This is a genomic window from Streptococcus parauberis NCFD 2020, from assembly GCF_000187935.1.
GTDB classification, from domain to species: Bacteria; Bacillota; Bacilli; order Lactobacillales; family Streptococcaceae; genus Streptococcus; species Streptococcus parauberis.
This window is the reverse complement of sequence record NZ_AEUT02000001.1, coordinates 1425863-1445676: the sequence shown is the minus strand read 5'-3', so window position 1 is coordinate 1445676 and position 19814 is coordinate 1425863. Positions and strand designations below refer to the sequence as shown.

The 19814-nt window shown below is 33.9% G+C and carries 24 protein-coding genes; 6 read left to right on the top strand and 18 right to left on the bottom strand.

All coding sequences use genetic code 11. The annotated features are described in order from the left end of the window. Positions 1–96 precede the first annotated feature (96 nt). The 3 genes from metG (at position 97) to SPB_RS07180 (ending at position 4644) form a co-directional block, all read left to right on the top strand. The gene (metG, locus tag SPB_RS07190) at positions 97–2103 is read left to right on the top strand and encodes a methionine--tRNA ligase (RefSeq protein ID WP_003102534.1); all 2007 of its coding nucleotides are present in this window, start codon (positions 97–99) and stop codon (positions 2101–2103) included. A gap of 198 nt (positions 2104–2301) precedes the next feature. Next, a complete protein-coding gene (gene brnQ, locus SPB_RS07185) occupies positions 2302–3660 on the top strand; it encodes a branched-chain amino acid transport system II carrier protein (RefSeq protein WP_037621378.1) in 1359 nt (452 codons plus the stop codon). Positions 3661–3729: 69 nt separating this feature from the next. After that, positions 3730–4644, top strand: a complete 915-nt coding sequence (locus SPB_RS07180; protein WP_003103164.1) for a magnesium transporter CorA family protein — start codon at positions 3730–3732, stop codon at positions 4642–4644. A 776-nt stretch (positions 4645–5420) separates the two neighbouring features. Here SPB_RS07180 and SPB_RS07175 read toward each other — a convergent pair. The 18 genes from SPB_RS07175 to SPB_RS07100 all read right to left on the bottom strand — a co-directional run bounded on the left by SPB_RS07175 (position 5421) and on the right by SPB_RS07100 (position 17272). Further along, positions 5421–5714 (bottom strand): hypothetical protein, encoded by a 294-nt coding sequence (locus SPB_RS07175; RefSeq protein ID WP_037621202.1) that lies wholly within the window; start codon positions 5712–5714, stop codon positions 5421–5423. A 19-nt stretch (positions 5715–5733) separates the two neighbouring features. Next, entirely contained in the window at positions 5734–6015 is a 282-nt protein-coding gene (locus SPB_RS07170) for a bacteriocin immunity family protein (protein WP_003103407.1), read from the bottom strand. A gap of 2243 nt (positions 6016–8258) precedes the next feature. After that, positions 8259–8645 (bottom strand): ArpU family phage packaging/lysis transcriptional regulator, encoded by a 387-nt coding sequence (locus SPB_RS07160; protein ID WP_003102996.1) that lies wholly within the window; start codon positions 8643–8645, stop codon positions 8259–8261. 822 nt (positions 8646–9467) lie between these two features. Further along, complete coding sequence (locus SPB_RS11590; RefSeq protein WP_003103514.1) at positions 9468–9602, bottom strand: hypothetical protein; 135 nt, start codon at positions 9600–9602, stop codon at positions 9468–9470. Positions 9603–10088: 486 nt separating this feature from the next. Next, on the bottom strand, positions 10089–10712 hold the full coding sequence (locus tag SPB_RS07155; RefSeq protein ID WP_003105978.1) for a hypothetical protein: 624 nt from the start codon (positions 10710–10712) through the stop codon (positions 10089–10091). A 22-nt stretch (positions 10713–10734) separates the two neighbouring features. Beyond that, positions 10735–10950, bottom strand: coding sequence for a hypothetical protein (locus tag SPB_RS07150; RefSeq protein WP_003105310.1), 216 nt, complete (start codon positions 10948–10950; stop codon positions 10735–10737). Next, positions 10947–11117: a hypothetical protein gene (locus SPB_RS11385; protein ID WP_003103437.1), complete on the bottom strand. Its 171-nt coding sequence runs from the start codon at positions 11115–11117 to the stop codon at positions 10947–10949. The genes SPB_RS07150 and SPB_RS11385 overlap by 4 nt, the downstream gene beginning before the upstream one ends. 89 nt (positions 11118–11206) lie before the next feature. Further along, positions 11207–11368, bottom strand: coding sequence for a hypothetical protein (locus SPB_RS11380; RefSeq protein ID WP_003102525.1), 162 nt, complete (start codon positions 11366–11368; stop codon positions 11207–11209). A gap of 108 nt (positions 11369–11476) precedes the next feature. Continuing rightward, positions 11477–12244 (bottom strand): hypothetical protein, encoded by a 768-nt coding sequence (locus SPB_RS07145; RefSeq protein ID WP_003104953.1) that lies wholly within the window; start codon positions 12242–12244, stop codon positions 11477–11479. A 94-nt stretch (positions 12245–12338) separates the two neighbouring features. Next, positions 12339–12521 carry a sporulation protein Cse60 gene (locus SPB_RS07140; protein ID WP_003105758.1) on the bottom strand — a complete coding sequence of 61 codons (183 nt, stop codon included), beginning with the start codon at positions 12519–12521 and terminating at the stop codon, positions 12339–12341. A 319-nt stretch (positions 12522–12840) separates the two neighbouring features. Continuing rightward, the gene (locus tag SPB_RS07135) at positions 12841–14448 is read right to left on the bottom strand and encodes a phage/plasmid primase, P4 family (RefSeq protein WP_080558362.1); all 1608 of its coding nucleotides are present in this window, start codon (positions 14446–14448) and stop codon (positions 12841–12843) included. Positions 14449–14459: 11 nt separating this feature from the next. Then, positions 14460–15326, bottom strand: a complete 867-nt coding sequence (locus SPB_RS07130) for a primase alpha helix C-terminal domain-containing protein (protein ID WP_003103495.1) — start codon at positions 15324–15326, stop codon at positions 14460–14462. Continuing rightward, positions 15326–15595 (bottom strand): transcriptional regulator, encoded by a 270-nt coding sequence (locus tag SPB_RS07125; RefSeq protein WP_003105431.1) that lies wholly within the window; start codon positions 15593–15595, stop codon positions 15326–15328. Before SPB_RS07125 ends, SPB_RS07130 begins: the two co-directional genes overlap by 1 nt. Positions 15596–15607: 12 nt before the next feature. Then, positions 15608–15802, bottom strand: coding sequence for a hypothetical protein (locus SPB_RS07120; protein ID WP_003105957.1), 195 nt, complete (start codon positions 15800–15802; stop codon positions 15608–15610). Beyond that, a complete protein-coding gene (locus SPB_RS07115; protein WP_003102993.1) occupies positions 15795–16079 on the bottom strand; it encodes a hypothetical protein in 285 nt (94 codons plus the stop codon). The genes SPB_RS07120 and SPB_RS07115 overlap by 8 nt, the downstream gene beginning before the upstream one ends. An 11-nt stretch (positions 16080–16090) precedes the next feature. Continuing rightward, entirely contained in the window at positions 16091–16270 is a 180-nt protein-coding gene (locus SPB_RS07110; protein WP_003103900.1) for a hypothetical protein, read from the bottom strand. Positions 16271–16436: 166 nt separating this feature from the next. Next, the gene (locus tag SPB_RS07105; protein ID WP_003105821.1) at positions 16437–17057 is read right to left on the bottom strand and encodes a Rha family transcriptional regulator; all 621 of its coding nucleotides are present in this window, start codon (positions 17055–17057) and stop codon (positions 16437–16439) included. A gap of 11 nt (positions 17058–17068) precedes the next feature. Then, the gene (locus tag SPB_RS07100) at positions 17069–17272 is read right to left on the bottom strand and encodes a helix-turn-helix transcriptional regulator (RefSeq protein WP_003102838.1); all 204 of its coding nucleotides are present in this window, start codon (positions 17270–17272) and stop codon (positions 17069–17071) included. 212 nt (positions 17273–17484) lie between these two features. On the opposite strand from SPB_RS07100, the gene SPB_RS07095 reads away from it, so the two are divergent. The 3 genes from SPB_RS07095 (at position 17485) to SPB_RS07085 (ending at position 19813) form a co-directional block, all read left to right on the top strand. Beyond that, positions 17485–18015 carry a helix-turn-helix domain-containing protein gene (locus tag SPB_RS07095; RefSeq protein ID WP_003103726.1) on the top strand — a complete coding sequence of 177 codons (531 nt, stop codon included), beginning with the start codon at positions 17485–17487 and terminating at the stop codon, positions 18013–18015. Positions 18016–18127: 112 nt separating this feature from the next. Beyond that, on the top strand, positions 18128–19273 hold the full coding sequence (locus tag SPB_RS07090; RefSeq protein WP_003104570.1) for a tyrosine-type recombinase/integrase: 1146 nt from the start codon (positions 18128–18130) through the stop codon (positions 19271–19273). 96 nt (positions 19274–19369) lie between these two features. Further along, on the top strand, positions 19370–19813 hold the full coding sequence (locus SPB_RS07085; RefSeq protein WP_003104476.1) for a dUTP diphosphatase: 444 nt from the start codon (positions 19370–19372) through the stop codon (positions 19811–19813). Position 19814 lies beyond the last annotated feature (1 nt).

The window sequence follows — 19814 nt, the reverse complement described above, 5'->3', positions numbered from 1 at the left end:
ACAATATGCTATAATAAATAATATCTCTTAAAAAGGTCATGACAGCCAGTTAGAGAAGAAATTGATAAGGTTTCATTAGCCTTGAAAGGAAATCAAATGACTGATAAAAAACCATTTTACATTACAACCCCAATTTACTACCCATCTGGGAAATTACACATTGGTTCTGCCTATACTACGATTGCCTGTGACGTTTTAGCGCGCTACAAACGTTTGATGAACCATGAAGTCTTTTACCTTACAGGTCTTGATGAACATGGCCAAAAAATTCAAACCAAAGCTGAAGAAGCAGGCATTACACCACAAGCTTATGTTGATGGCATGGCTGAAGGGGTAAAAGAACTTTGGAGCTTACTTGACATTTCTTATGACAAATTTATCCGGACAACAGATTCCTACCATGAAGAAGTGGTTGCTGCGGTTTTTGAAAAATTATTAGCTCAAGATGATATCTACTTAGGTCAGTATTCAGGTTGGTATTCGGTTTCAGATGAAGAGTTCTTTACTGAAAGCCAATTGGAGGAAGTTTTCCGTGACGAATCAGGCAATGTTACTGGTGGTATTGCACCATCTGGACATGAAGTTGAATGGGTCTCAGAAGAATCTTATTTCCTCCGTCTTGGAAAATATGCGGACAGATTGGTTGCATTCTTTAATGAACATCCTGAATTCATCCAACCAGACGGTCGGATGAATGAAATGTTGAAGAACTTTATTGAGCCGGGTTTAGAAGATTTGGCTGTTTCTCGTACGACATTTACATGGGGTGTGCAAGTTCCTTCAAATCCTAAACATGTTGTTTATGTTTGGATTGATGCCCTCCTTAACTATGCTACTGCACTTGGTTACGGTCAAGAAAATCATGCTAACTTTGATAAATTCTGGAATGGCACAGTCTTCCATATGGTTGGTAAGGACATTTTACGATTCCATTCTATTTACTGGCCAATTTTGTTGATGATGTTAGATATGCCTTTACCAGAAAGATTGATTGCTCATGGCTGGTTTGTCATGAAAGATGGCAAAATGTCTAAGTCAAAAGGCAATGTCGTTTACCCTGAAATGCTAGTTGAACGTTTTGGTTTGGATCCATTACGTTATTATCTGATGAGAAGTTTACCGGTTGGATCTGATGGAACATTCACTCCAGAGGACTATGTAGGCCGTATCAATTATGAACTTGCTAACGATTTAGGAAATCTCTTGAATCGTACAATTGCCATGATTAACAAATATTTTGGTGGACAAGTTCCTTCCTATGTAGAAAATGTAACAGAGTTTGACCTTGACTTAGCTTATCTAGTTGAAGAAAAAATTGCTGATTACCATAAACAAATGGATGCAGTTGATTATCCACGTGCACTTGATGCCGTTTGGTCAATCATTTCACGTGCAAATAAATATATTGATGAGACAGCTCCATGGGTTCTTGCCAAAGAAGATGGTGATAAAGAACAACTAGCCTCAGTAATGGCTCATTTAGCAGCTAGCTTGCGTGTGGTTGCCCACTTAATCCAACCATTTATGATAGAAACGTCAAATGCAATCATGACTCAGCTTGGTTTGTCGATAGACTTTGACCTAGAAAATTTAACCCTCGCTAATATGCCTGAAAATATTCAAGTTATTACAAAAGGGCAACCTATTTTCCCACGTTTAGATATGGAAGAAGAAATCGCCTTTATCAAGAAACAGATGGAAGCTAGCCCCGCCAATTCTACACAGGAAAAAGAGTGGATTCCTGAAGAAGTTGAGCTAAAATCAGAAAAAGAAGAGATTAAATTTGAGACCTTTGATGCAGTCGAAATCCGTGTTGCCGAAGTAAAAGAAGTTTCTAAGGTCGAAGGCTCTGATAAATTGCTGCGCTTTAGACTTGATGCCGGAGATGGTGAAGATCGTCAAATCCTGTCAGGAATTGCTAAGTTCTATCCCAACGAACAAGAGTTAGTTGGCAAGAAATTGCAGATCGTCGCGAATCTAAAACCACGTAAAATGATGAAAAAATATGTCAGTCAAGGGATGATTTTATCTGCTGAATTTGATGGTCAATTGTCAGTCCTAACGGTTGATTATTCAGTTCCAAATGGTTCAGTTATTGGTTAAAAAATGATAAGAGTTACTGTAGTTGCAGTAACTCTTTATTAAATGTTTGAATTGTTAGAAAATTTCGAAAAAAGACTAGATTATTCAAAAATTTCTGTTATAATAGATAACAATCTATTCATTTTAGGACATTTGTCCGCTATTATGGATGAAACGAAAAAGAAAGGTGTAAGCAAAGGTTTACATAACTGGTGTTTTATGGTTAAAAAAGGTTTTCTAACAGGGTTACTTTTATTTGGAATATTTTTTGGAGCAGGTAACCTGATTTTCCCTCCTGCCTTAGGTGTTGATTCAGGTACCAATTTCTGGCCAGCAATTTTAGGATTCTGTCTATCAGGAGTAGGACTTGCCATTATTACCTTGCTTGTCGGAACCCTCACAAATGGAGGTTACAAGTATGAGATGGATTTAAAGTTTAGTCCATGGTTTTCATTAGGATTCCTTGTTTTACTTTATTTAACCATTGGCCCGCTATTTGCCATTCCTAGAACAGCAACTGTCTCTTTCGAAGTTGGACTAACGCCGCTTGTAGGACACAGTCAACTTGCCCTTTTCATCTTTACCCTAATCTATTTCTTGGCGGCATTTGCCTTGGCATTCCGACCAAACAACATTCTTAATAGTGTCGGTAAAATTTTAACACCCCTTTTTGCTTTATTAATTCTTTTATTAGTGACAATAGGTGCCCTGAAGTATGGTCATGAAACGAGTTCTGTAGCTAACGCGGCCTATACAGCCAGTGCATTTGGATCAGGAATCCTTGCTGGTTATAATACACTTGACGCTTTAGCCTCTGTCGCTTTCTGTTTGGTAGCAATTGAAACCCTCAAACAATTTGGTTTTAAGAGTAAACAAGAATATTTATCAACCATTTGGGTAGTTGGAATTGTAACCAGTTTGGCCTTCAGTATCTTATATATTGGACTAGGCTTCCTAGGTAACAAATTCCATATACCAGCTGATGTTTTAGCTGATCCAAATGTTAACAAAGGAGCATATGTTTTAGCCCAAGCCTCATATAGTTTATTTGGTCCTTTTGGACGTATCTTTTTAAGTTTGATGGTTGTGCTCACTTGTTTTACAACAACTGTTGGCTTAATTGTCTCTGTATCAGAGTTTTTTGATAAGCATTTCTCATTTGCTAATTATAAAGTATTTGCAGTTGCCTTTACGATTATTGGCTTCTTGATTGCAAATTTAGGCTTGAATACTGTGATTCAATTCTCTGTACCTGTTTTGACCTTACTTTACCCAATTGTGATTGTAATGGTCATCATTATTTTAATCAACAAATGGTTGCCTTTATCTAAAAAAGGGATGTCGGTGACTATTGGTTTGGTCAGCTTTGTTTCACTTCTAGAGGTTTTAGCAGGTTTAATTAAATCACAATTCTTATCAAACATAGTAAATGCTATTCCTTTCCATGCTCTGTCAATGGGCTGGTTGGTGCCAACAGTGATTGGTTTAGTGATTGCTTTGATTCTGCCAGATAAGCAATTGGGTCAAGCATTTAATCTTTCTCGTTTCCAAGCGGAAGCTAATGAAGAACTATCATAATTATCAAAAAGAGCTTCTGAGCTCTTTTTTTGGTATACTGGTTTTACCAATTCAAAGGAGAAAAAGCATTTGAAAGAAGTTACACAAGATTTATTTACAGTTGTTATGGCAAATGCTGATAACCCTGAGGATATCCTCTTTTTAAAAAATAAGTTACAAGTTGATGAAGAGATTTTGACTTATGCCTCTGACAAAAATGAGTTATCCCATTTAGAGTACAATAAGGACGAGCATAGTCTTCTCTTAATTTATAATGTTTTGGATGTATCCAAACAGGGTCATTATTATCAAACAGTTCCCATTACCTTTTATGTTCACCAAAATCGTTTGATTACGATTTATAAGGATCGCAGTGCTTACATTGTCAATCAAATGGCGACATTCTTGAAAAAAACGGATGGTCAAAGTCTTTATAAATTTCTATTTACCATGTTATATGTCATTTCAAAGAACTATTTTCCAACTGTTGAGAAGATGAACCATGAGCGCAATCGACTTAATCTATTGTTAAGGGAACGAACTAGTAAACGTGAATTACTGGAGTTGTCAGATTTAGAGACTGGTTTAGTCTATATGGTTTCGTCAAGTAAGCAAAACGTTTTGTTGCTTCAACAAGTCAAGAGCTTGGGTGCTCATCTGAAGTTGACTGATATTGAAGCAGAAGAGTTAGATGATGCCATCATTGAGGCCAAGCAGTTATTGGAAATGACCCAATTATCTGCTCAAGTCTTGAACCAGCTTGAAGGTACTTATAATAATGTCTTAAACAATGAGTTAAATGATACGATGAAAATCTTGACCTTATTGTCAATCCTTCTAACCATTCCAAGTATTGTAACTGGTTTCTTTGGGATTAATGTTCCACTTCCAAGAGGATTGACCCACAATCCGATTGGTTGGGTCATGGTTATTCTCATTTCAGTCGTTCTTTGGTTTGTGATGGCATTAATTTTAAGAGTCATGATGAAATATCGAAAAAAATGAGTAAAATTTTAATAGGGGTCACAAAACGAAAGCAGAGCTTTTTGTCTTCGTTTTGTGATATTTTTCTATAGTGGTGAAGGACGGCAGCGAATTCCGAAAGAATTCCATGTCTAATATTTTAACTTTGGTCTAAAATATTTTCCGCTCACTATATCTTATAAAAAAGGGAAACTAGTAATATCTGATTAGCTCCCTTTTTTTATGTTTTGCCTATTAGATGGTATAATAGACAGAGAATTAAGAAAAGGAGTCATTGACATGACATTTGAAGAGATTATTTTTCTTTGCTATTGATAGTCCTTAATAGGTTTGAATAACCTTGATATTAAAGCTTTTTATAAAATTCAATATTTAATATAGTTGAATATTTGTTCACCAAAAGTCCACTAAAAAGAGTATTAAAATAAGTCCCGCAAGCAAGAAGAAAAGCACCTTAAAGGGTGCTATTTTTGATATTTAAATTATCCCATATAGATTGACAAATAGCATTATAAAAAATATTAAAATCAAAAGTAACTGAATTAGGACAAATTCAGTTATTGGGTTTATATTTTTCAACCAGACATTTTTTTGAGCTGTGTTTAGCCTTCCTCTATACTCATAAGGAAGCAGTAAATCTAATAACCAATCAACACCGAACCATAGAGGAAAGACGTCTAGTAATTGGTGCTTAATAGCAAAATAGTAACTAACAAAAAGAAATAGTATTATCTGTATAACCTTTACTATTCTAATATGTTTAATGTCAGTAAATTGTTTTGCTTCATAGGATTACCTTACTTATTTAAGAAATATAATATAATAACAACCAATGCAATTAAGCCATCAGTGATTAGGTTTTCAGTCAGTGGACTAACATTTTTTAGAAAAATGTTCTTTTGTGCTTTATTATATCCGCCCCGATACTCATAAGGAAGTAACAAAGATAATAACCAGCTTATACCTATTACAAAAAAGACGCCAAACGGGTTTCCCCATTTTATGATTAATATATATATTGCTAAGACTAGTACAATGGCTAGTATTATCCTAAATGTCTTTATATGTTTAATGTCAATAATCTTCTTCATGGTCTTTTACCCCTAATATCTAAAAAAACAGAAATGTATTAGGACCTATCTTATTATGTAATTGTGGACTTTTTTGTAATGCCATATAAAAAGCAATAGTTTCGCTTGATAACTTTCTATTGATGGCTAAACGTGATATATCAGATACTAGTTCCTTTGCAACTGGGATATAGTAGTCATTGTTCTCTAGTGCCATTTTGGCTTTTAGCATTAGTTCTCGCTCACTTTGAGGTGTGTTAGTGTCTAAAATAAGATTGTAGATATTTTCAAGCAACCAATCTTTAGTAAGTTTCTTCTTCATTGTCTCGCTCACTTCCTAAGTACATACTGCCACCAACACCACCAAGTACACCAATCAGAATAAGGATAAATAATTTAACTATCTTTTTCATCTATTCGCCTCTTTCAATCAATATCATCTAGTACATATTTGACTAATCTATACCAAGGAATGATAAATATCTTTAGTAGAATATCAAGTATATCCCTAACCATAGTAAGCCCCCTATGCTATTTTATACCTGAATAATACCACCATGAAGTTTTTAGCACAATAGGAATGCCATATTATGATAAAAGACTTTACTTTTAATAATAAAAAACTCATGCAATGTTAGGAGACATTGTACGAGTCGAGAAATGTTAGCAAGAGGTCTAGACCTCTCAAGTAACAACTTAACATATTACTATTCTAATTACAAATAAAAAAAGCCCGTGCACACTCTCTCTCTGATAGCATAGGCTCGTCTTTATTTAGATAAGTATATTATAATTTAAATATTTAAAAAATTCAATATATTCTAGGATTTTTGTTAATTAATTTTTATAAAACAATATTGCATATTTATTACAAGTCAAATGTATAGGGAGAAGCTCATTTATTTGGCTAATAGTAGATACAATATTAGAGACAGAGTATATTTTAATACCAGTTGCAGTATTGCAAAAAGAAATATCTATGCTATAATTATTCAAAACGGGAAAATTATATATTCTCTCTCTCCATAAAAATAAATATATAATTATCCCAATTCTCCCGTTTTGCGCTCTTTATTTAGAAGAGTGCTTTTTTTATATTATAAAAGACATCTCTATTTAAGAAATACCTTTCTGATTTCTATTGGTTTGAGTAGCTTTCGTTAACTATGTATATTTCACTATACCCTTTTATAGAACTTTTGTAACTTTTAGCTTCTTCTTCGGTAGTAAATTTTTTGATTATTTTATTAGATTGCCAACGACTACATTTTTCTGTTCTCAATACTTCCCAATGCATTTGAATACTCCTATTTAAAATAATAGGTTTACTATAACATAGGTCTTGTTGGGGTTCAATCTTTGATATAAAAACAGACGGTAACGTTCGGAAAAAATAAATTTTTTAATTTAAGACATTCTAGGCGCGTGTCATTCACAGATAAGCAAGAAGAAAAGCACCCATTGAAAGGTGCTGTTTTTGTTTCCTGTGAATTGTTGGGATATGCTCGTATTTTCTAGTAATGATTAGTAGTTTACAAATGGCAGTATCGGAAAAAGTCGGAAAGTTTTGTTTTCTATATCCTAACTTGAACAATGGTTATTTCTAAAATATGTTTAAAGCCTTGATATATAAGAGATTAATGGCACTCTCTTGTTTTTAATATTGCTCAGCTTTGTTCTAATTCCTAACGTGAATAAAAATGTACAATACAGCGGGAAGTTCGCAAAATGGGGGTGGGGTAGGTAGGGATAGCCCCAAGTGTGTGTAATTGCCAGTCAATTATATGCTATAATTAAGATAAGTCAAATTTAAGGAGTTAATATCAAATGATAATGCAACTTATTGCAATTAGTTCTTCAATTTTATTAGCGATTACTAGGATAATGATATGTAATTTTTCCCCTAATAATATGAATCTAAATAATTTACATGTTTGGAGAAACTCAAAATTAAGATTATTAAAGATTAGCGACGAGATACTTTTTTTTTCTATTTTCTTATTTACAGTTTACATTCTTTCTCGACTATTTCAAAATATGGATAAAAATTTAATCTTAGTAAGCTCCATAATTACTAGTCTAATTTTCTTTATTATTCCTTTAATTAGTAATGTATTATTGATTGGTAATCTAGTATACCCTGTGAATGGGATAGGTATAATAAAATCTGATTCTATCTCAGTATACCTATTAGGTATATATTCTAGAATGCATTTATCTGAGTTGGCGCTTGGGATACTTACAATGCTTTTATCATTCCTAAGCAAAAATATTTTTGTTTTATATATAGGTATCATTGTTGGTATAGTGCAAATAGCACAAACTTATTACTCTAAATCGATAAATCAACCTCTTTATTATTCCTCTGTTGCAATCTGGTCGGTTTGGCTAATAATTTTTCAAATGGTATAAAATTTATCCAGTCTTACATAAGGCTGGTTTTTTTGTGTAAGATTGCCAATCTAAGCCAAGGTAAAGTTTTTAAGTGACTGATTATCCGTATCAATTGATATAACTAGCTTTATAGCAATTTGAAAAAGAATAAAAGTTGGCAATTATTGAACTTTATATATCCATTAAGCACGCGCCTCTATATGTTTTTTCAAATTCTTTTATCGCTTGTTTCTTCTTTGGATAATACCACGATTCTGATTTTCCCATAATTATATAGATATCATAATCTTTTAGTTTGTCAGTTGCTATATAGTTTAATATTAATATCTGTCTTAATCTAATATCTTTGATTGAGTTAATTCCGTCCGTTATTGCGTTAAGTTCTTCAAGGGCGCATTCACGATTAATCAAAAGGCGTTCTCTGCGCGTGTATGGTGGTTTAGAATAGTCGTTCAATTCAAGCAAATAATTATCATTATAGTTAATTGGCTGATTGCCTGAAATACGTTGCCAACGTTTAAACTCTTTTAGCTTCTTTGTTCCTTTATTATCTTTCATGTTACCCCTTAATTATGATATAATATCTTTAGGAAGAAATTCCAAAAAAATAAAAATAGAAAAATGGTATAATATTTTTATTAGCTATATACTTGAGGCGCTCACTCTGTGGGTGCTTTTTGTTGTCTCGGTCACTGTTAATCAGTGGCTTTTTTGCTGTCTAAAACAGGTACGTTTTTCACTCATATTTTTTAAAGAAAGCTGTTATATCAATGATTATAAAGACCATGCCACCCCTATAAAAAATCTGAAAAATTGGATATTTTTGTAAGAAGACACCTTATAGTGGCTCTCCTATGGCTCATACATGGGCGGGGTGTAATTTTTATAGCACGTTCGATATATTAACCATAAAAACTTAAACGCTCGTAGAAACGATTTTAGGCGTGTTTTCTTTGGGGTAGTATATCAGGTAAAATATGCCAACAAATGCCTAGAATATAGGCTTTTTATTCTTTTGAAAATTTTAAAAACGGGAAATACTGCGCGAAATAGGGTGCGTTCTTTTGTTTAAACTTAATCATAGCCCCGTTAAATTTAGGTGGGGTACTCTGGTACTATACTATGATATTCTATGAAAAAAAGTTATGCATATATACCAAAACAATATCATTATAATACTATTGTATGATTTAGATGATACAAAAAAATAGTTCCGATTGTTTCCGATAATCAAGTAATAGAAAAGGATTGTTTTATTACACTGTGAGAGGCTCTCACTTGCATTTTAAGCCACTTCAATAGGAAATGCGATAAACTTATATACTTAATAATAAATGTGTCTCATATCGCTTTATATAGACAATAAAAGGAAGTTACTACCTACTTTTTAATACCGCTATACTGTTTATATTTTTTTCTAAAGTTAGGAGCATGCTTCTTTTCTGTTAAGTCTCTTTCTATTTTTGATAACATTTTTTCCAATTTAATTTCTTCTAAAGTCAATTTCTTTTTCATATCGTTATCCGTTTCAATAATGATTTAATATGTTTCATGTAAGCTATTACTATTTAGTAATTATTTTAATTAAGTTTTCTCTAGTTATGATTAAGTTTGTGATAGTTTTTAGATACCATTTTATAGGGCAATTTCTGTTTCAAGTGTCGAAAAAAATGGGAGAGAGTTTTACAAGAGGAGTACAACCGTTATTCTGGCGCGGTTTTCGAGCGTTTCATAGGGGGGTTATCATGTTTCATTTAACAAACTATAAAACACTTCAAAAATAATAAAAATCTTTTTTTTATCAAATATTTAATTTTAAACCTCATCAACACTTACAGCCCAACAAAACAAAAGGCAAGCGCACTGTGTACGCCTACCAAAAGAAAGTGATTTGTAATATGAAAACTTATGAACTGAAAGTTATTTACAAGATAAGCACGATTACAAAACAGCCACTTTTAAACTACAAAAACCTTTCCCATCCTACCCGCCCAACTGGTCTTATTTTTTATTATTCATTTTATATTTCTTTGATTGTTGTTCATCTTGATGAATAAACATACGTTCTAAGAATGATTGTTCTTTTTTAATTCCTAAGCGCTGTGTCAAGTGTGATGATTTAATATCATTGAATAAAAGTCTAGCATTTTCATAATATGAAAATGATGGGTTAATCATGTCATCACTCTTATACAAGTCTCTAAATAAGATATCTAGTAGTTCATTAGTTTCATTGAAAATAATATCTGTTTGCTCAGCCAGTTCCTTAATCTGTGTGATAAGCGGTAACGCTTTATCATTGATAGCTTCAATCTTAGTGATTGCATTATCTTCTAACTGTTTACGTTTCTTCTTGTATTCAGCTTCATCTATTAAAGGCGTATCTAAAATCTTATCATGCTTTAACTCATAGATACGTTTGGCATTTTCAAGCTTTCTAATTTTATCATCAACTGTATTGTATTGGTCAATATTAAGCTGTTCCTCGGCTTCAATTAATTCAGCTTTTGATTTCTCAAGCTCTTCCTCGGTATCTGTAATTTGTTGCTTACAGTCTGATAGTTCTTTATCGTATTTAGCTTTTTTTGTTCTAACTTCTTTTTCTACTTTATCAAATAATGCCATTGTGTTTATCTCCTCTATTTCTTTATAAATGAATTTTTACTGTCGCTTGCTTAATAAGTTTATTGCCTGCCATCTTCGCACTGGTTTTCCCTTGCGCTTTTCTTAAAGCAATAAATTTTCTATCACAGTTAGCCTTAGCCTCTTGGTATTCTTTACTATTTTTCCCTTGCACCTCAGCCAACTTTTTTAGTGTAAGCGCCTTGTCGGCTTCTTTTTTTAGCTGTTCGATTGTTGTCATTGTCTTCCCCCTTTTGTTATCATTCGTGAACGTAAGTCCCGTTTACCGTAAATAGTTTCATTGTCGTTTATCTGGTCTTTAATCAATTCAGCTTTAAATTTCAATGTCTGATTATCAGCGTCGTTGATGATTGCCAGTAGTTTTTCAAAACCCTGTTTATAATTCATCTGTCCTATCTCCTAACTAAAATAAAAAACTCAATGACAAATAAGAATTATAATCCCTACTTATGTCATTGAGTTCTTCTCTTTAGACTTTATTTAATTGTTTGCGTTCTATCTACTTGATAGATTTTTCCGCCCTTAAATTTAAAAATTATTTGCCCAAAATCTACCTTTTCAACTAAGTCTATTATACCATTTTTTTCATATAATAAGTATCCTTGCAATAGCATTTCTTGCATTTTTTCTTTATTCATTTTTCACCATTTCCTTGTATAGTTGCCACCTTAAGAACTAAAGTTTCATTTTCTAGCATTTTCTAGAGAAGCCCCTTTAAGTCGTCTTTATCTTATAATCAGCTAATGTTAGCCACCAATAATATAATCATGGATGCCGTCAAGCTCTTTATTAGTATCTAATTCCTTAACTAATTTAATAACGTCATCACCTAACAGCTCAATGGTTTCAAAACCATGTTGGTCATCTAATGGTAGTGGTTCATCACTTAACAATCTGTCAGCATGGTCTAATAGCTCTAACTCGTAAGCGATAATGTCATTAATCAAAATATCTTTATCCAATGATTGCAACTGTTGCACGCGCATATCATGATAGCTTAATCTGAAAGTGTCAGGCTCATAATCTGCTTCAAATTTTACATAAGCTTCTTCTAGCTTTTGAATTGTACTGTTTGCAATTGTGTACTGTGGTGATACATATACGACAACCGTGTCAGGGCGTTGCTCAAAGACAAAGTTATTGCCATTGGTTAAATTATCATCTAGGTTTTCCGTGAATGCTTGTGCTTGACCAAGTGTGTCAAAAGAACCAATTAAAGCGGTGTATGTGTCTAAGTCACCTTTGAGAGTTGGTTCATCTTCTTCATAATCTTCAAAGTCGTCTGTGTGGTCAAGTGAGTTTGCAATCCTTTCAAAGTTTTCTGTCAGGTCTTCATCACTGGTATACTCAACCTCGATATCACCGTTACCAATATAAGTGATGTCAATAGCTGACTGGTCATAAGTTCCAACCATATAGCCAATAAGTGCGCTTCCTGCTTTCTGTGCTTGTTCAAAGTTAGGTAGTGTAGTAGTGAAAGTAAATGTTTTTGGTGTATCTGATAATGTTTTCATAGTGTAATATCTTTCTAGGCTTTCAAGCCATTGTGCGCGAACCTCTAGCAATCCTTTATATCTGCCATTGGTACGAGTAGTGAATAAGTGTATGTTAGTTTGACTCATGGTACATGACCATAATTGATAGTAGTGTCGTTAAGTTCTCATAATCGCCTGTTATCGCTTCTTGATATTTAACGTCAATGACTTGTTTATCAGTCATAAATTCGTTAACACGCGCTTCAAATTCGTTCATTTTTTCTTTATGACGTTGATAAAATACTTTGATTTTCATGCTTCTAACCTCTTTCAATAATATAATTCTTTTTTTATACGCTTTTGCTATTTTTTAGACGCTTAATTTTAAAGTGTATAACGTTTCAGCCCTTTAGCCCCAAGGGGTTTAGACACTTTAGGCGCTTTAGGCGCTTTTTTTTAAAATTCACCACAATTTCTATATATTCTTTTTTATATATACCTTACTTATATAAAAGTTTTTAACTTAAAATATAGTGTATAAAGTGTATAAAGAGTATAGAGTTATTGATATGACTGGCACGGATTGTTATACACTATTTTTATAAGTGTCTAAAATTCAAAGAAAGTGTATAAAGTTAGTTGTTTTTATAGTTACAGTTCCAATAACCGCGCTCGTTTTTTGTTTTCCTTTGGTTAATGGTGTTAGCTCTACCATTGCCGTAGTCTTTCATAGCATAATGTGGTAAGTCATCTTTAGGATAAAAATTAGTATGGTGTTCCCTGCCTTTTGGGATTGTCCTTTGCCCCGCTTTAATATAATCAGGTAGGTTTGTTTTTATCTCCCTATGTAGAGCCGTTTCAGTTCTAAAGCTTCTTAAGTTATTATACTCAAGATAATTTTTCCATACGTGCCAAACAAAGCTATTGGGAATAAATTCACTGTTTAGGCTGTCAGTGAAAAAGTCTTCAATAAATGCTAACACGGGATTAATTTCTAATAGATAATCATGTACAAGCTCTTTGCTACTACTTGGGTATATTTCTTTTGTTGGTGTTTCGATAGCCAGTTTCAAGATATACTCTAAGACGTTTTTATTATTAATGTAATACTTTTTGATAGCTTTATTTGGTTTGTTCTTGTACTTACTGGTGAATGGGATAATCATCAAGCGCCTTGAAATAGCATCCTTGTCGCCGTCCATGATAGGAAGCCCATTAGATGATTGAATAACAGTCATCTGTAAACGTAAGCTATAAGGCTTTAGACCTTTTTCTTCAATGGTCATGATGTCGCCCGTGGTTAAGCTGAATAATTCAGATGTGTCTTTAATCATTGCGTTTTGTTGAATATCATCACCAATGACAATAGACTTGCCTAGAAGTATAGAAGTAGTAAAACGACTTCTTGCCAGCTCTGTTATTTTCAAACTTGCTACATTATCAAGCCCAACTAGATTAATGATAAACTGTTGTAGTGTGCCTTTACCTGTTCCACCCGCCCCATATAGCCAAAAGATACGCTCTAGCGGTTCGTTAGTGATACATGCTTTAAACATTTGGATAACAAGGTCATACATTTCATTATCATTGTCAAATAGTTCTTTTAGCCATTTAGTAGGAGACCACCCTTTTATATCTGGTTCTGTTGCTTCGGGATTGTAGTTCGTTTCAATCTTACGAGTAACAGGTATATCAGGACTAAAATCATAAAATTGTTTTGTCTTATAACTGTAAACACAGTTACCAAGCGCGGTATATTCAGGGTTTAGCTCTTTAATTGGGCTTTTTCGTCCTATAATATATAGAACGTTTTTAGCTACGTTTTCAACTATACCCGCTTTTATGATGTTCATAATATCCTTGATAAGTTCGTTATCTTGCATGTAATAACCCTTATCAGGATTATAGAAATACAAGGGCGCTTGTTGGTTAACGTTCGCGGGTTTAATTCTGATAAAACGGATATATTTTTTAATCAGGATTGCAACTCCTAAAGCTTCCTTAGGTAAAGCATTAGATTTTTTACTTTCAGCATATTTTTCAATATCTTTAATTGTTATTTTTCCATCTGCTAAGGCTTTGCTGTTGCTAGGGTCATTTTTAAACTCTTGGTAGGCTTCTTCATAAGCTTTTTCTTTAATGTCATTGCAAATGCCAATGAATTGACCTCTGATATTCCTGAAAGTAGTGAGATATAAATCTTTGCTTTTTGCTTCTTCAAGTTTACCTTGATATTCTTTCAGTTCTTCTTTGTCTATGGCTGTAATCCTCTCTTTCTCATTTCAGCCTGCAAGATACTCCTAAAGGTGGTATCTAATTCATTAATAGTTAACGGTGGCTCGGTGTTCTCATTGGCAATTAAAGCCAAGTCATAAGCAGTTTCAATGTCACAATTCACGTATTTATTTAGGAGTAACCCCACAAATTTAGTCATTGCAACATTGCGCCCGCCCTCGTTTCCATATCCGTTAAATAAGGTATTAATTACCCGCATTGTCATAGATAATTGTCCACTCGGTGGATTGAAATTGCCTGTGGTTGGATGTGTCGTCACTGTTTGACCTCTTATAGTTGGGAAGTCAGTTCCAAGGTTAACAACTCGGTCATATTGGTCAATCTCTTGGCGCGTGACTGGTAGTCCTTGTAATTGTGACCATGTTATGGAAGTTTGGTCATAAGGTAAGCCAATCATGTCAGCTATCTGATTAACTGTTGCTTCATAGTCAGTTTTTGTCAGGTTGCTATCTGGTTTTACTACAAGGCGATAGCGTGGCTTTTCAGGCGTGTGTTTAATAGTAGGGTACAATATGTAGGAGTAGTCACTAAGAACGCTGTGGACGGTGTCCTTAAACGTCTCAGCACTAATAGGAATGTCATCATAGTCAATGAAAACTAAGTCACGATATACCAAAGTGGCATTGCTTCTTTTGTAACTTCCATTTTTTTCAGTTTTCACTTTACCAGATATACAGTAAGGTGCATGGGACTTCTTAAAATCATCAATGGTCATATTCTCGGGCGGTTTCATTGGTTTAAATTGTGCGATATAGTCAAACGGTGTTAGCTTACCAGTGTAGGGGTATAGAAGTGAGCCAAAACCGATACTTTCATAAATAGCCATTATCTCACCCCCAAAAATTGCAAGATGTCAGTCACACGATAGAAGACCTTTCTGGTATCTTCTAAAGGTGGAATGTATCGGGGTAGCCCGTTATCTTCCCATTTTCTAAGCGTGTTGTAGTCTATACCTAGCTCTTTTTTTAGGTCGGTTTGAGTAATTAAACCTAGTAGTCTTGGTTCTGGTTTAGTGTAATTGTCTAAGAAAGTAGTAACAGTAATAGCCACTTCCTTTTTTATTTCGTTTTCTGCTTCTTTAGATAGCCATGTCATGGGTTAACCTCCTTAGTTATAATACTTACCTTGTGATTGCAGATACGCCCCATATAAAGGGTCCCCCGTTGGTTTTGGCTCTGATTTGATATCTGGTAAGTCAATAGCAATATAGCTCTTAAAATGGCTTAAAATGACCATAAGAAGAAGCAGTGCCAAAAGAGTGGCAAGGTATTGCATAGGTGTTAAATTTAGTTCATTAATCATTTTTTAATACCTCCAATTCATGTTTATCATCAGCATTTAAAAGATAGCAAGCAACTTCATCTAATTTTCTAGAAATGTTTTCATTCAATGTGTAGTTAGTAGTAAAGAATTGCCTAGCTATCCATTGAAAAGTTAAGTCGTCTTTACGTTCAGTAAATTCAAGCCCTTGAATGGCTACGTTAACCATATCTAACTGATAAATGATTTCATTTAATTCAGCACCTAGCTTGTTTAGGTCTTTAACAGTTAGTAATACTTCATTTTTTTCTTGTTTCATTTTTACGCCCCTTATTTCGCTTGATAGTTTGAAAAGTATTCAGTTAATTCTGTATCATTCATATTGAGGACTTTGTCGCATTCGTCATCACTAATAGACTTATTTATTACAAGGTCGTCTAAGAAATTAATTAATCCCGTTGGTTGTTCATTGCCTAATAAAGTTTTAAAAGTTTTAGTATTGTTTTTCATTTTTCCTTGTCTCCTATGGTCAAATTTAGTCAAATATGTTATAATTAAGTTAATAAAAAATTATGCAACTCCCTTACTTGCTTGTGGGTGGGTTTGTATTTTATTATTTTCATATTCTTAAAAGCCTATTCAGTCGCCAAACTTTTTAAGGCTTTTTTTGTTGTCATCACGCGCATTCAGGCGCTTTTTTTAATGCCAAAGTTTTAATTTCATCATAATCACAATCCAAATTGATTAATGCTATTGCCATGTCTTCTAAAGCTGTGTACTGTGCTAACTCAATTGAGTTCAAGCAGTCAATGCCAGACTGTGCGCCTCGGGTTGCTCTTAGCTGTTTACTGTTTTTACCAGTGACAGATTTAAGCAGTAGATTGTAGACAGTCGGGTAAGCCATTTTAGGAGCGCTTTTCCATGTCTTGATAGCTTCATTAAGTGTTTTACGCTTAGGTGCTTCAAGAGTTCGCTGTAATTTGATTTGAGTGAGTTCATCTCTCATTTCAAAGAATGCTTTAACAAGATTTTCTTTAAATGTTGCCACTTGGTCGGTGTTCTTTAAAAATGTAATCAGCAAGGTTGCCTGCTGTTCGTTTAAGTGATAAAGCTTTTCAGGTCGTCCACGTCCGTCTAATTTACGCATTTCAAATGCGATTATTCCAAAACGTTCTAACCTAGCTTTGTGTTTTCTGATATGTTCTTGTATTGCATGATGACTAATACCAGCACAATCAGCAATGATACTTGATAGTGTGTAGGGTTCTTTTGCCCCGTCAATGTAAACTAGTTCCATAGGTTTCCTTTCTAGTCTTGATAAAATAGTTCGTCTATTGTGATGTCAGATTTTACTTGTTTTACCATGTCGCGGATTGCTAAGCGCTCACGGTCGTTGAAAGCATTTTTTCCAGTTTCTTTGTTATTATAAGATTGTAAAGAAATTCCCAACTTATCTGATAACTCTTTTTGGGTAAGTCCTAACATTACGCGATAACCTTTTAGTTTGCTCAAATTGATAACCTCCTTTTTTTAATATGTCCCCGCTCAATAGATTGAAAGTGTGAAAGGTGTTTGAGAGGGGGTATAAATATAGTTTTCTATATCGATAAGTTAATTGTATATAGTTATCTATATTTTGTCAATAGGTATTTTAAAAAAATATAGTTTTCTTTGATTTTTGTTCAAAATTTGGTTATAATCTTCCTTGAAAGGTAAATAATAAAATGAATAGGTTGAAAGAATTAAGAAAAGAAAAAGGCTTAACACAAGAAAGTTTAGCCCATGGAATAGGTACAACAAAACTGACTATCTCAAATTGGGAAAATGAAAAGCATGTAATAAAATCAGATAAAGCAAAACAGTTAGCTGATTATTTTAATGTGTCAGTCCCCTATCTTTTGGGTTTTAGTGATTTTAAAGACGAACAAAAAAGCGCTTTGGAAGTTTATAAAACAAAGGATGGTTTTGAAGTAGTCAAAAGTAGAGTAGCGGAATTGATTGGCGAAAAGCGCCTTAAGATAATTGAAGAAAATTACACAACTTACAAAAGAGATGAGCCTGACTTTGATAAGTATATTGATTTAATGTGTGCGATTGGTAATATCTCATATATGGATAATGAAGAAAGGTTGCTTGTTAACTTTGCTTTATTGCCTGATGATGATAAAGAGATAATAGTAGATTTAACCGAAAATTTAGCAAATAAGATAATCGCAATAAGAGACGATATAAAAAGTAAAAACTTACCATTTTAGCCACACACGCGCCAACAACCCAACATTTTCCAACATTTCAGTAACGCCAATTACTGACTTTACCTTATCTAATTCCTTTACTTGCTTGTGGGTGGTTAGAAGAGGTAAGAATATGAAAATAACAGAATACAAAAAGAAAGACGGTACAATCATGTACCGCTCACAAATTTATTTAGGCGTTGACTCGGTAACTGGTAAGAAAGCTAGAACCAGCGTATCAGGGCGAACAAAAAAAGAGTTAAAGAATAATATCAAACTAGCTAAGTACGAGTTTCAGGCGAACGGTGAGACAGTCTCAAAGAAAGTACAAGTTAAAACTTATAGCCAACTGGTTGAGTTATGGCTAGAAAACTATAAGCTTACTATTAAACCTCAAACTTATAGAGTGACTACCCGTTTGATTGATTGCCACTTGTTGCCATACTTTGGTAAAATGAAAGTTGAAAAAATATCTAATACAGATATCCAATCTTTTGTAAATGGATTATCTAGTAAACTAGTTAATTTCAGAACAGTTAATTCAATCAATACCCGTGTATTGCAATATGGGGTATCGTTAAACTTAATACCGTTTAACCCTGCGCGTGATGTTATTTTACCGAAGAAGCAAAAAGCGGGGCGTGACAGTGTCAAATTTATTGATACTAATGATTTAAAAACTTTGCTTAATTTTATGGAAAAGCAGTCTTTCAGGCGTTACCGTTATCAAGTTGAATATGTATTCTATAAGTTATTGCTTGCCACGGGCTTGCGTATTGGTGAGGCGGTGGCTCTTGAGTGGTCGGATATTGACCTTGAGAATGCCACAATTGACATTAATAAGAGTTTTAGCCAAGAGTTGCGCCTAGTCAGCACCACTAAGACAAAGGCGGGTACACGCTTAATTAGTATCGATAAAGAGACGGTCAATCTCTTAAAGCTGTATCAAGTCAGACAAAGACAATTGTTCCATGAGGTTGGAGGAGGTGTTCCGAAAGTAGCCTTTGCAACTCCTACAAGGGAATACCTGTCACGCTTAACACTACAAAATAACTTAAATAGTAGGTGTGAACGCTTAGGAATACCTAGATTTACTTTCCACGCTTTCAGGCATACTCATGCTAGCTTGTTATTGAACGCTGGTATCAGTTATAAAGAATTACAATATAGGCTAGGTCATTCAAATATAGCCATGACTTTAGATGTCTATTCTCACTTATCCAAAGACAAAGAAAAAGAAGCAGTTTCCTATTATGAAAAAGCAATAAATAGTATTTAGTACGAAAAAAGGTACACAAAAAAATAAAACCTAAATTATATAGGTCTTACAAACGTTGATATAATAGTATTTAATGAAAGAAAAGGTAAAAACATAATGAAAAATCGTGGATTTGAATTAGTTAGTGCATATACAGATGAGAATTTATTACCAAAACGTGAAACAACACATGCTGCTGGTTATGATTTGAAAGTAGCAGAGCCTGTTACTATTAAACCAGGTGAGATTAAATTGGTCCCAACTGGTATCAAAGCCTATATGCAAGCTGGCGAAGTACTCTTTTTGTTTGACCGCTCATCAAATCCTCGCAAAAAAGGACTAGTATTGATTAATTCTGTGGGTGTAATTGATGGTGATTACTACGGAAATCCGGACAATGAGGGGCACATCTTCGCTCAGATGAAGAACATCAGCGACCAATCAGTTGTTCTTGAACCTCTAGAACGCATTGTCCAAGCTGTTTTTGTACCGTTTTTACTTGTTGATGGCGATCAAGCTGATGGCGTCCGTACAGGTGGATTTGGGTCAACAGGTCGTTAAG

What these genes read in the sequence shown, in the direction of transcription:
- metG (WP_003102534.1), top strand. Translation starts at nt 97, where the DNA reads ATGACTGATAAAAAACCATTTTACATTACAACCCCAATTTACTACCCA.
- brnQ (WP_037621378.1), top strand. Translation starts at nt 2,302, where the DNA reads ATGGTTAAAAAAGGTTTTCTAACAGGGTTACTTTTATTTGGAATATTT.
- SPB_RS07175 (WP_037621202.1), bottom strand. Translation starts at nt 5,714, where the DNA reads ATGAAGAAGATTATTGACATTAAACATATAAAGACATTTAGGATAATA.
- SPB_RS07170 (WP_003103407.1), bottom strand. Translation starts at nt 6,015, where the DNA reads ATGAAGAAGAAACTTACTAAAGATTGGTTGCTTGAAAATATCTACAAT.
- SPB_RS07160 (WP_003102996.1), bottom strand. Translation starts at nt 8,645, where the DNA reads ATGAAAGATAATAAAGGAACAAAGAAGCTAAAAGAGTTTAAACGTTGG.
- SPB_RS11590 (WP_003103514.1), bottom strand. Translation starts at nt 9,602, where the DNA reads ATGAAAAAGAAATTGACTTTAGAAGAAATTAAATTGGAAAAAATGTTA.
- SPB_RS07155 (WP_003105978.1), bottom strand. Translation starts at nt 10,712, where the DNA reads ATGGCATTATTTGATAAAGTAGAAAAAGAAGTTAGAACAAAAAAAGCT.
- SPB_RS07150 (WP_003105310.1), bottom strand. Translation starts at nt 10,950, where the DNA reads ATGACAACAATCGAACAGCTAAAAAAAGAAGCCGACAAGGCGCTTACA.
- SPB_RS11385 (WP_003103437.1), bottom strand. Translation starts at nt 11,117, where the DNA reads ATGAATTATAAACAGGGTTTTGAAAAACTACTGGCAATCATCAACGAC.
- SPB_RS11380 (WP_003102525.1), bottom strand. Translation starts at nt 11,368, where the DNA reads ATGAATAAAGAAAAAATGCAAGAAATGCTATTGCAAGGATACTTATTA.
- SPB_RS07145 (WP_003104953.1), bottom strand. Translation starts at nt 12,244, where the DNA reads ATGAAAACATTATCAGATACACCAAAAACATTTACTTTCACTACTACA.
- SPB_RS07140 (WP_003105758.1), bottom strand. Translation starts at nt 12,521, where the DNA reads ATGAAAATCAAAGTATTTTATCAACGTCATAAAGAAAAAATGAACGAA.
- SPB_RS07130 (WP_003103495.1), bottom strand. Translation starts at nt 15,326, where the DNA reads ATGGCTATTTATGAAAGTATCGGTTTTGGCTCACTTCTATACCCCTAC.
- SPB_RS07125 (WP_003105431.1), bottom strand. Translation starts at nt 15,595, where the DNA reads ATGACATGGCTATCTAAAGAAGCAGAAAACGAAATAAAAAAGGAAGTG.
- SPB_RS07120 (WP_003105957.1), bottom strand. Translation starts at nt 15,802, where the DNA reads ATGATTAATGAACTAAATTTAACACCTATGCAATACCTTGCCACTCTT.
- SPB_RS07115 (WP_003102993.1), bottom strand. Translation starts at nt 16,079, where the DNA reads ATGAAACAAGAAAAAAATGAAGTATTACTAACTGTTAAAGACCTAAAC.
- SPB_RS07110 (WP_003103900.1), bottom strand. Translation starts at nt 16,270, where the DNA reads ATGAAAAACAATACTAAAACTTTTAAAACTTTATTAGGCAATGAACAA.
- SPB_RS07105 (WP_003105821.1), bottom strand. Translation starts at nt 17,057, where the DNA reads ATGGAACTAGTTTACATTGACGGGGCAAAAGAACCCTACACACTATCA.
- SPB_RS07095 (WP_003103726.1), top strand. Translation starts at nt 17,485, where the DNA reads ATGAATAGGTTGAAAGAATTAAGAAAAGAAAAAGGCTTAACACAAGAA.
- SPB_RS07090 (WP_003104570.1), top strand. Translation starts at nt 18,128, where the DNA reads ATGAAAATAACAGAATACAAAAAGAAAGACGGTACAATCATGTACCGC.
- SPB_RS07085 (WP_003104476.1), top strand. Translation starts at nt 19,370, where the DNA reads ATGAAAAATCGTGGATTTGAATTAGTTAGTGCATATACAGATGAGAAT.